At 30.9% G+C, this 11,121-nt stretch carries 9 protein-coding genes and 2 pseudogenes; 2 read left to right on the top strand and 9 right to left on the bottom strand.

The window, feature by feature from the left end:
- Both R7V76_RS16685 and R7V76_RS14395 read left to right on the top strand, forming a co-directional pair.
- Positions 1-77, top strand: a 77-nt coding sequence (locus R7V76_RS16685; protein ID WP_369076255.1) for an IS3 family transposase, incomplete at its 5' end; no start/stop codon positions are given.
- 290 nt (positions 78-367) lie between these two features.
- A complete protein-coding gene (locus tag R7V76_RS14395; protein ID WP_440137055.1) occupies positions 368-682 on the top strand; it encodes a DDE-type integrase/transposase/recombinase in 315 nt (104 codons plus the stop codon).
- Between the two features lie 72 nt (positions 683-754).
- Here R7V76_RS14395 and R7V76_RS14390 read toward each other — a convergent pair whose 3' ends face one another.
- From R7V76_RS14390 to R7V76_RS14355, 9 genes and pseudogenes are all read right to left on the bottom strand, one after another.
- A complete protein-coding gene (locus tag R7V76_RS14390; RefSeq protein ID WP_318093442.1) occupies positions 755-1,906 on the bottom strand; it encodes a hypothetical protein in 1,152 nt (383 codons plus the stop codon).
- A 534-nt stretch (positions 1,907-2,440) separates the two neighbouring features.
- Positions 2,441-2,570: pseudogene (locus R7V76_RS16760) on the bottom strand (IS30 family transposase); the annotation flags it as partial.
- A 116-nt stretch (positions 2,571-2,686) separates the two neighbouring features.
- Positions 2,687-3,835, bottom strand: a complete 1,149-nt coding sequence (locus R7V76_RS14385) for an acyltransferase family protein (protein ID WP_318093440.1) — start codon at positions 3,833-3,835, stop codon at positions 2,687-2,689.
- 1,239 nt (positions 3,836-5,074) lie between these two features.
- Positions 5,075-6,472 (bottom strand): hypothetical protein, encoded by a 1,398-nt coding sequence (locus R7V76_RS14380; RefSeq protein ID WP_318093438.1) that lies wholly within the window; start codon positions 6,470-6,472, stop codon positions 5,075-5,077.
- A gap of 150 nt (positions 6,473-6,622) precedes the next feature.
- Positions 6,623-7,306: pseudogene (locus R7V76_RS14375) on the bottom strand (IS30 family transposase); the annotation flags it as partial.
- Between the two features lie 60 nt (positions 7,307-7,366).
- Positions 7,367-7,486, bottom strand: coding sequence for a helix-turn-helix domain-containing protein (locus tag R7V76_RS14370; RefSeq protein WP_318093436.1), 120 nt, complete (start codon positions 7,484-7,486; stop codon positions 7,367-7,369).
- A 109-nt stretch (positions 7,487-7,595) separates the two neighbouring features.
- Entirely contained in the window at positions 7,596-8,870 is a 1,275-nt protein-coding gene (locus tag R7V76_RS14365; RefSeq protein WP_318093434.1) for a hypothetical protein, read from the bottom strand.
- On the bottom strand, positions 8,871-9,995 hold the full coding sequence (wecB, locus tag R7V76_RS14360) for a non-hydrolyzing UDP-N-acetylglucosamine 2-epimerase (RefSeq protein ID WP_318093432.1): 1,125 nt from the start codon (positions 9,993-9,995) through the stop codon (positions 8,871-8,873).
- Positions 9,992-11,110 (bottom strand): polysaccharide biosynthesis C-terminal domain-containing protein, encoded by a 1,119-nt coding sequence (locus tag R7V76_RS14355; protein ID WP_318093431.1) that lies wholly within the window; start codon positions 11,108-11,110, stop codon positions 9,992-9,994. Before R7V76_RS14355 ends, wecB begins: the two co-directional genes overlap by 4 nt.
- Between the last annotated feature and the right edge of the window lie 11 nt (positions 11,111-11,121).

Below are 11,121 nucleotides of genomic sequence, written 5' to 3'. Positions count from 1 at the left end.
ATTACTATAATGAAGAACGAATCCAAGAAAAATTAGGCTACCTGACACCGAAAAAATATGGTGTACTGGCAGCCTAATCAAGGTGTTTTATATGTGTCTCATATCGCTAGGTCAGTCTAAAGAACCACTCCTATTTTGCATTACACAGAAATATCCATGAGAGAACGTCATGGTCTAGGTGCACGTTAAGAAAAAAAGCCATCCTTTCGATGGCTTTTTTCTACGCATTAGGTAGAGTACATTTGTCCGAAGGACTATATTTCACAAGGTGGTCAAAACGTGGCACTGATTGGTACAAAAAACGGCACTTGATGGTACAGAAAATGTCATAAGTGGTAAAAATTCTTGTCCGTAATCACCTCTCGTCATCGATACGTTGAAATTGGCTTTAGAGAATCGAAACCACCCCAAGGGAGTAATCCTTCATTCGGACCAAGAAAGTGTCTATACGTCATACGCTTTTCAAGAATTCCTTAAGAGGAACGATCTAACAAGCAGCATGTCTCGTAGAGGAAACTGTTGGGACAACGCAGTTATCGAATCGTTCCACTCCAATTCAAAGTCCGAGGAGTTCCAGTACGTCAAATTTAATTCACTAAGAGACCATGAGGTTTCTGAACGCGTTATCAATTACTTAAATTACTATAACGAAGAACGAATCCAAGAAAATCAAGCTATCTGACACCGAAAAAAATACGGTGTACTGGCAACCTGATCAAGGTGTTTTATATGTGTCTCATATCGCTAGGTCAGTCTAATCATCGATTTTTTTAGTGAAAGAAAATCTCTTCCAACTTTTCCAAATCGACATCAATATGACAAACATAACAAGTAATTTAGTAGCACTAGAAGTAGTCACAAAGTTACCTATCGGCAGTGATATCATCTGCATAAAACAAATATATAATACTATCAAATCAAAGGCATTTTTATCAGTTTTATCTGATATTAACCTCGATAGTTTACCTAATAATAAAGCTAAAACAAATATACCTAACAGACCATAATTTGAAAAAATGACCATTGAATCGGGATCCCACTTAGCTTCCGTATCTATATAGCTATTGATTTCTTCAGTAACTTCGATATTATCAAATAAAGTAAAACCGAAAGGAAGCAGTCCTTTTATAAGGGAAGTTAAGTCTTTAATCCATATTTCCGACACCACAGTAGAGGTATAATAAAAGCCAAACGCAAAATATCCAAATAGTTTACTAATGATAATTGATAATCCCGGAAAGTGTATTGATATAAATGAGCTATCATCATAAAAAACATCTCTAGATATATAGATACTAAACTTCATGCCTCTAGCACTAATATTGTTGGAGAAAATATAAATTGCTATCATAGATATTGAAAATAATGCTATTAATCTAACAAACATTTTTTTAGTAGACGTACGATTTAATGATAATAAAATGAAAAACAACAGAATAATCCATTCAAAAATTTCAAAACTAGTTCCTCTAGCTACTCCAATGTACAAATGCGCGATAGAAACAGCAAATAAATATAAGAAAATCCGCAAATTCATTCTTTTTTTAGATTGTGCAAACGTCACATAGCTAAATATCATTATAAATTTGCAAAAAAACATCATACCTATGTAGGGTATCTTTGATAAACTGAATACATCTAAATTATTGTTACTAAAATACCGTTGATACTCATAATAAATAGAAATTCCATTCTGAAAATTTGATAAAACATCAAACGGTGTTTGTCCTGTATAGTATTGAGCTACAATTATCGAAAAGAACATTGTAATTAAAGCTACTATTAATAAAAAAAATCCATTGCAATCATAAGATTTTTTCTCCGAAAAAACATTATCTCGTTTTTGGGAAGTATTATAATCATAAAGTTTTATCTTCCAGCCCAAATAATAAAACAAGTATCCCAACCACAATATGAGAATTGAAGAAAATAACTTACTCACTTCTAAACTAGTAACATTTGAAGTAATCAAAATAAAAAAAGTTAGTACTATGTATACATACATAAGTAATTTTGATATGCTCACTTATTTTCTAGATCTCCTCTATAAATAATTTTTACAAATAACATATACGCTCTTTGGATCAAGTTATCATAAGAAGTTGAGTTAATAAAAAAAAATTCTAATCTACTATACGGTTTATTAATTCAAAATACTACATCGTTAATATAAGACATTGATTAAACGAAGACCACATTCACAAACTATTTTCTAAGAAATTTTTTTGCTTATTTAGACTCTTTTTTAGACAATGTTTTAGAAAATCAGGAGATTCGACTAACACATCACTTCTTTTTGAAAATATTTTTTTAAAAGTTTTTTATTTACCCTTGCTGATATCTTAAAATATTTACTTAATATGCTCAACATATTCTATTAATTCTTTTTTCGATCTACATAAATTTGGTTAGCATGGGAAGCATCGTAGTGCGGATTTCATCTCGGTTCTCGTGAAATCGTAGAAGATTAACGCTCGAGGCGTCCTGCAATCTTTCACACAGAAAAAACCTAGTTCGAGATACGTCTCTATTTTGACTCCTTCTAAGGTGGTAAAATGAACATAACTCATAGTGAACCCTCCGTTGAATTTTGTGTGGTAACTCTATTCTACAAGAGGCCGCTATAGTTTTTTTTATGTTTTCAGCTAGATGTTGCACTTAATATTACAATTCATCAATATTAAATTTAGTCAATTTTTTTGTTTTTCAAACCATCTTTGTTTTTGTCAGAAAATTGTTTTACTATACGTATACTTATCTTATTAAATTTTGTTTCTAAGTGTTCGTACATAAATTTTGCAGCAAAAAATGTAATGCAAGAACTAGTAAAAAGTAATACAATAAACATTAAATTAGAATCTTGAATAAAATTTAACTTTTTAACTAAGTATGAAGATAGATATACTGCAAATATAAAATGAATAATATATGCAGAAAAAGAGTAAATACCTAGATTGGAAAGTATTTCAGATTTAAATTTTATATGATACTGAAGTAAAACAAAAACAAAAGCAAATGATAATCCAGAACTAAATGGAACTAACACATCAAAAAAGGTAAGTTTTTCACTACCAATAAAAAGCATAGTTGTACTGAGTAAGGTAAAAAATATAAAGAGGACAACCGCATGTGACAAACGAATTTTCTTAAGTATATCATTTTTGTATAAATAATATAAAGAAATACCAATGCTAAAAACAGGAATTTGATTAAAAATATTATAATAATAAAATGTCTGATTATTTGAGAAATTTGAATCAATTGTTCTAATAGAAAAATGTATCAATATTGAAACTAATAAAATAATAAGTGGTAATAATATTAAATGGTTTTTTATGGCGATAAATTTATTGAATATCCAAAATAAAGCAGGGAAAACTAAATAAAATATCATTTCAGTTCCAATAGACCAACCTCCCGGTACGATGTTATTGTTGGCTGGAATGTATAATCCGTTCAAAAATGATATATTAACTAAAATATTCAAAAGTGAATAATCGTAACCTGTTTTATTTATAAAACCAAAATATCTTGATAAAATATCTATAAATAAATACATCAAAATGCCTAAATAATAAACTGGTGCAATTCTTAAATATCTCTTCAGATAAAAAATACTTATTGTTTGATTTGGTTTATTATCCATCGAATAACAAAGAGTAAACGCAGAAATTACAAAAAACATTTGCACTCCCATCATTCCATATAATCCAATGCTTCTCAAAATAAAGCTTCCTTGTATTTGTTGAACTGTATGAACTGAGATTACCATCAATATAGCTAGCCCTCTCATCATATTAATTGAATCTAGATTCCTTACTTTGATATCTTTCAAAAAAATCCCTCCTAAGAAACTAACAATTTTATTAATCAATATTAAACTAAGTTTAATTTAAAATAATTTGTCAAATTAAAATAAACATTTCTTCCGAAAAGACTTCGTATGGAGTTTCCCAGTTAAGGCACTTTTGTGTTTTTCTATTAATCCAAGCGAGCGTTTGAGCGAATTTAGAATGACTACTCTTTCCGAAATATGTTTCTTTCAGGAAAAATTTCACGGAGAAGACCATTGGCGTTCTCATCACTCATACACTGCCTAGAAGAATATGGATCCGCAAAATACATGAATATTCTTAAAACGTGTAACGAATTCGATCGTGAATGATTAAATCCATCGAAATGTACCATTCTTGCAATCTTTTTTTACCAAAGAGTGATAAAAGAAGTACCATAGCGCTGATCGGATTTCCATCGGTACTGCGAGATAAAAACGACTTTCTCGCTCGACGAACGTCGCGACATAGACCTTGGACTTATTTAATCCCCGTTCCCGAACGACTTGACGTCGAACGGAAGTTTACTGATAGACATTCGATATTCGAACATCCACGCGTCTCAATTGGTTTCTGGCGCTCTTCCTTTTGACGACTTAGTCTAGGATCGGCTCAATGAGAACCGCCCCATATAGATACAATGATAAATAATCATAGACAAAATTTCTACTCAAGTTGAGCTGCGTTGCAATTTGAGAAACATTAAATCCTTTGGATTTTAATTGATGAATCGTTCCGTAGATCATCCACTTTTCCACTCCTAGTTCATCTCCCTACACCTGTTCTAAATACAGTGTAGCGAAGAAGTATTTGATTCGAGAATTGTTGGATTCAAATCGTCGCGGATTGTTGTCTTCATCTTAGCAGTCACAGGACCACGTCTCCCATAATTTTCGAGGATGAGGACTCCATTTTTTAGCGTAAACTTCGTACGTACACCGCATTTCTTTTTTTTCGTTCCACATAACGTTAGTCGCATAAATAGTGCTGTAGTGTAGTTTCCGTCTCAATTCTCATGAAATCATAGAAGCTTGACGCCTTGGCGTCAAGCAATCTTTCGGATGGAAAAACCTAACTTGAAATATGTCTCTATTTTGACTCTTTCTAATATGGTAAGATGAACATAACTCATAACAAATCCTTTGTTGAATGCAGTATGGTAACTTTATTCTATACGAGGATGTTATGTTTTTTTGTTTAGGTATTGCACTAAATGTCACAATTTGTCTTTATATAAAAAACTATCTATTATCTTTAAAATATTTTAAATCTCTAATAACACCTTTGTTTATTAAAGAGTAAATACATATTACAAAAACAAATAAAGTTAAGGAGTTTATTATGCTATCAGTAAAATACATCAATGACAAAATTAGTATTATATATAAAAACTCATCAAAAAAAATGTTTACTAAAATTTTTTGATAACCTAAAATCTTTCGAACTTCGTACTCTAATAAAAGATATTTAATTAAAATAACAATCATCATTAAAATAAATACATAAAATACTTCACTAATAAAATATAAAATTATTAGATAAATAGAGATAGTGAGTAAAATTAAATATACATTGTAAATAAATATTTTCTTTTCTTTTCTAAGGACTTTTAGCAAGTTAGTATTCAAAATTATAATTTTCCCATCCAAAATAGTAATTATTAAAAGTATTGGTAAAAAAATCAATCCATCAGAGTAGTTTGGTAGTAAATATTGAACTAACATATAAATCGGATAGTATATCAATAAAACTAAAAGCATTAAAAAAAACACTATTTTACTAATCTTATTATATCTATATGAAATACTGTTTATGTTGATATTTCTTAATAAAGGAAAAAAAATTAATGAAATTGACGATATAAATATCATTAAAAAACTTGAAAAATTAATCATTATGGATGCTTTTGAAAAGCTTTCAATTCCCCATTTTTTTTCAATGGCAAATCTAAATATACCAATAATAAATAAGGTAGATGTTCCTATTAAAACTAATGGAATACCAGTTTTGAAATTTTCAATAATTTCTTTAAATAGGTCGAAATTATTATTGAATTTAAAGGTGAAATTTTTCGGGTTTTTTATTACTAAGCACACAATGGTAACTAATTTAGACAACAGATCGGCATAGATAATATTGGATATAGTTACACTTATATTGGTCATATAAATTATACTCAGCAAAAATACAAATAATAATTTTTCAATAATTATATACATCGAAGTTTCAGTTGTTTTTCCCATGGATTGAAGATGGTATACAATAATAGATTTAGGTGCTACTAAAATACATGAAATGCTAGCTAGCATCATAATTTTCACTTTAGAAATATCTGTATTTAAAATAAGACCAATAATCAAAAAAATATCTAATATCATTATTAACCAAAAATGAAATCCTATATATTTAAGTTTATCGAAATTTTGCTTTTCAGAATATCTAACGTAAACTCCATCTGCTAAACCAAACGCAGCATAAGAGAAATACATATTTAAAAGCATGTAAAACTGCCACATACCAAATTCAGCGATTGAAAAAATTTTAGGGAAAATTAATAGTATAACTCCAGAAATCATTACAGACATTATGTTAGCACTTATTAAATATATCAAAGACTTACTCAAAGATTTTTTACTCATTTTCTCCTCTTTTATCGAGTATCGACAACTAACTATCAATACTCGTTTTTTTATTTATTTGGCGGTTTGTCAAATTAAGTGTAACACTTCTTCTGAAAAGACCTCGTATGCAGTTTTCCAGTTGAGACATTTTCATGGCCTCCCATTAATTTAGGAGAGCGCTTGAGCGATTTCAGAACAACTGACCTTTCCAAAATCTGTCCCCTTCGGGAAAAAATCGCGGGGAAGACCATTGGCGTTCTGGTTACTCCCACGCTTCCAAGAAGAATACCGCTCCGTAAAATACATCGGTAAACCTAACGTGTCACGAATTCGTTCATGACAGCTAGACTCTTTTCCGCGATCTGTCGTCGCAGTTTGGAACGTTTCCAACAGAAAGGAAAGATGTAATGCTTGAATCGCAGACTTCATTGATTGAGCAGACCGATCTTCCATCGGTACAGCGAGATAAAAACGTCTCTTTCGCTCGACGAACGTTGCGACACAGCCTTTGGACGTTCCTCTCCCCGATACAACAGTCAACAGTATCAAGTTCCCAATGTCCAAACGTTTGATGCCCTTTGACGTCGGACGGACATTTACTGATTGGCAGTCCGACGTTGAATCGTCCACGCGTCTCACGTGGTTTCTGACGCTTTCCCTTTTGCTGAAGGAGTCCAAAATGGACTCGACGAGGCCCATATAAATCCAACGATAAATGGTCTTGAACGAGAGTCCTTCTTCTTGGAATAATCGTCCGGCAATTTGTTCAGGGGACCATGTCTCCCGTAACTTTTCGAGGATGCAGACTCCTTTTTCGAGCGTAAACTTCGTACGTGCACCGCACTTCTTTTTTCGCTCCGCATAACGCTAGTCAGCATGAGAAGAATCGTAGTGAGGACTTCGTTTCAATTCTCATGAAATCATAGAAGGTTGACTCCCCAGGCGTCCCGCAATCTTTCGCACAGAGAAACCCGACTCAAGATACGTCTCTATTTTGACTCTTTCTGATATGGTAAGATGAACATAGCTCATAACAAATCCCCCGCTAAATTTTGTGTGGTAACTCTGTTCTACACGAGACCGTTATGGCGTTTTTTTGTGTTTTCAGCTAGGTGTTGCACTTAATATTACAATTCGTCATCTACATTCCATAAAAATATTCATTGAATTTTTTTAAAACTTTGTCTTTATTATGATTTTCTTCATATAATTTTTCAGCCATCTTAATTTTAATTTCATAGTCATTATTATTTAAAAATATAGTTTTTAATTCAGAATCCATGTTTTTTTCTTTATTAATACAATAAGCAACTGAACTTAAATACTCCATTGAAGAAATATTTGATGGACCGATTGCTAAAATAGGTTTTCCTAATGATAAATACTCTGGAATTTTTGTCGATAAAGATAATTTTGTAGAATCTATATGCTTCTTTTTAAATGATTCTACATGTACAGGAATAATATTTTCTCTAAGTTTTTCTTGCAATTTATTTTGATCTATACTTCCTAAAAAGGATGTAGAAGTATTGTTTTTGATTTTCTTTGTAAAAGACTTCGAAACATTTTGGTGAGAATATATTTCTAAACTCAACTTATTTTTTATACCTTTAGAATTATTATAAGCTTCAATAGCATTAGATAATTTAATTAATATTTTATCTCTTCCATAATGTAATCCTCCAGCATATAATAAATTACTTGGAAGAGTAGCATTACTAACACTACTCTTATTCGAACCTGATATATTTACCAAAAGCTCACTTTCAATACCAAATAAATCATTATAAGTTTTCTTCATTTTTGGAGATATAGTAAAAAATTGATCAGTAATCATAATATTTCTCTTAAACTTTTTCAAAATATATTTTCTTCTTAACCACGAAAAAATATTATGATTTTGTCTTGGTAATACGTAGTCATCTGTTATGAAAGTAGCTAATTTTAGATTAAATGTTAATTTTATTTTTTCAACTAAGTCATAAGCAAATCCAGAGTCACCTGCACAAAAAAATATAGAACTCGGATTATTTTTTTTTATCCATTCAAATAGTTCATTCTCATACCAGGTATTTCTCTTCCAAATATATTCCCTTATAATTCTTATTCCATCCGATTTTATCATCTGAGATTTTAAAAAAGTATAATAATCCGATTTAACAGTTTCTAATTTAATTTTTTTATCATATTTTTTGCTATCAATCAAATTAGTTGATAGTTTAGAGATTTTTTTTATCATCATTTTATCATTTATTTGAAAGTATTCTATATCTTCAATTTCAATACTTTCATCGCTAAAGTATAGCTGAGAAATATCGGATTTTTGCTTATCTTTAAAAAACGAAAATATTGTTTTCCCGTTATTGTTTTTTGTACTGAGTACGTTATTGCTTATAATTAAAACTTTCTTACTCATTTATTTCCTCCACACATTAGTGTTTACATAATCAACATAAGAAATGATTATTCTAATAACTTTCTCAGAAACGTTTTTTTTAGAATAGTCTTCGACTCTATTTAGAGTATCTTCAATTTGATTTTCAATAATTGATATGCTTTGTATAATTTTTTCTTTCTTTACTCCAGCAAGTATTACGCTTGCTTCTTCCATAGCCTCTGGTCTCTCATGAGCTTCGCGAATATTTAACGCCTTAAACTTTAAAATAGAAGATTCTTCGCTGATAGTTCCGCTATCGCTTAGAACTACTTTTGAGTTAACTTGTAGTGCATTATAATCAATAAATCCTAGAGGCTTACTTAAAACTATATTTTTATGAAGACTTACATTCATTTGCTTAATCATTTTTTTAGTTCTAGGATGTGTACTAAGAATTACAGGATAGTTATATGATTCTGCAATTGCATTTAATGACTCAAATAACTCTATAAAGTTTTCCTCTGAATTAATGTTTTCTTCACGATGAGCTGATACTAAAAAATATTCGTTTTTTTTAATGTTAAGGCGCTTTAAAACATCAGATTTTAAAATTTCTTCTCGTTTAGAATTCAATACTTCAAACATCGGACTTCCAGTTTTAATAATTCGGTCAGCAGGTAACCCTTCTCTTAAAAGATACTCTCTAGCGATATCACTATATGTTAAATTAATGTCAGCAATATGATCGACAATTTTTCGATTCGTTTCTTCTGGTACACGTTGATCGAAACAACGATTTCCTGCTTCCATATGAAAAATAGGTATTTTTCTTTTTTTGGCTGCGATTGCACAGAGACAACTATTTGTATCGCCTAAGATCAACACTGCCTCTGGTTGAACTTCTTCTAATACCGGGTCAATTGCAACTAGAATATTACCAATAGTTTCTACTGCTGTACCGTTTGCAGCATTCAAAAAATAATCAGGTTTTCTTAATTTAAAATCTTCAAAAAACACTTCATTTAGTTCATAGTCATAATTTTGACCAGTATGTACTAAAATATGTTCAATTGCTTCTGATTCTTCTAATTTATTAATTACAGCAGATAAACGGATAATTTCTGGACGTGTTCCAACAATCGTCATGACTTTTAATTTTTTCATTTTATGACCTCATTCATATAAGTATCTGGTTTTTTTGTATCAAACTGTTCATTTACCCAGAACAGTGTAATCATTTCACTCGTTCCAACGTTTTCAATCGAGTGCGTATAACCCGGCGGAATATCCACCACCCGCGCTTCATTTCCTTCAATTTTATACTCGATCACTTCCGATTTCTCAATATGTCTGAAGCGAATTATTGCCTCACCACTGATAACGATAAATTTCTCTACCTTCGTATGATGATAATGATTTCCTCGTGTGATACCCGGCTTTGTCTTTGAGACAAACATTTGTCCCATATAATCTGATTTAATCAATTCACTCAACCAACCTCGATTGTCTTCGTGCTTCGTTAAATCATATGAGAATGCATCCTCATTTAAGTAAGATAAATACGTCGTATATAGTTTTTTGACGAATAAATCTTGATAATTAGGCAACAGTAAAGATTCACGCATGTTTTTAAAACTTTGAATCAACGTTACTATTTCTCCGAGTGTTTTTTTATAAGTAACTGGCACTGTAACATATGTGTTATTTTCACCTTTGTTATCAGTTAATAATTGAGCAACCATACTATCAACTACATCATCAATATAAGCTAAGTTCAGCTCAATGGAAGGATCCGTAACTGTGATTTCTAAATCATTCGCGACATTGTAGCAAAACGTAGCAATTGCTGAGTTGTAATTAGGACGGCTCCATTTACCAAATAAATTCGGTAAACGATAAATTGTAATCGGTGATCCTGTCTGATCATGATACTTAAGTATTTCTTGCTCCGCTCCCAATTTACTTTCGCCATAGGGATTGTTCAGCTCAGCTTGAGAAGAAGAAGATAGCAAAATATGCGGATGTTTATTCGACTGACTAGCAAAATCTATAAGTTTAGCCGTTAAATCTTGATTCCCACTCTTAAATTCATTTTCTGTTTTCGGTCGGTTCACTCCAGCTAAGTGAACAATTTTATCTGCTTGTTTTACTAATACTTCTAATTCATTTTCTGAATTACTTCGTGAGTATTCTAATACTTCAAATCGTGAATCTTCTCTTAAATGCGCAATCAAGTTTCTCCCGACAAAACCTTTTGAACCTGTTACTAAAACTTTCATCGTACTTCCTC

This window comes from Exiguobacterium artemiae (genome assembly GCF_033342815.1).
In the GTDB taxonomy this organism is placed as follows: domain Bacteria; phylum Bacillota; class Bacilli; order Exiguobacteriales; family Exiguobacteriaceae; genus Exiguobacterium_A; species Exiguobacterium_A artemiae_A.
This window is presented reverse-complemented; position numbering and strand designations above follow the sequence as displayed.

Bases quoted from the DNA above. Each gene is read 5' to 3' on its own strand.
- R7V76_RS14365 (WP_318093434.1), bottom strand. From the start codon at position 8,870: ATGAGTAAGAAAGTTTTAATTATAAGCAATAACGTACTCAGTACAAAA.
- R7V76_RS14370 (WP_318093436.1), bottom strand. From the start codon at position 7,486: ATGAGCTATGTTCATCTTACCATATCAGAAAGAGTCAAAATAGAGACG.
- R7V76_RS14380 (WP_318093438.1), bottom strand. From the start codon at position 6,472: ATGAGTAAAAAATCTTTGAGTAAGTCTTTGATATATTTAATAAGTGCT.
- wecB (WP_318093432.1), bottom strand. From the start codon at position 9,995: ATGAAAAAATTAAAAGTCATGACGATTGTTGGAACACGTCCAGAAATT.
- R7V76_RS14355 (WP_318093431.1), bottom strand. From the start codon at position 11,110: ATGAAAGTTTTAGTAACAGGTTCAAAAGGTTTTGTCGGGAGAAACTTG.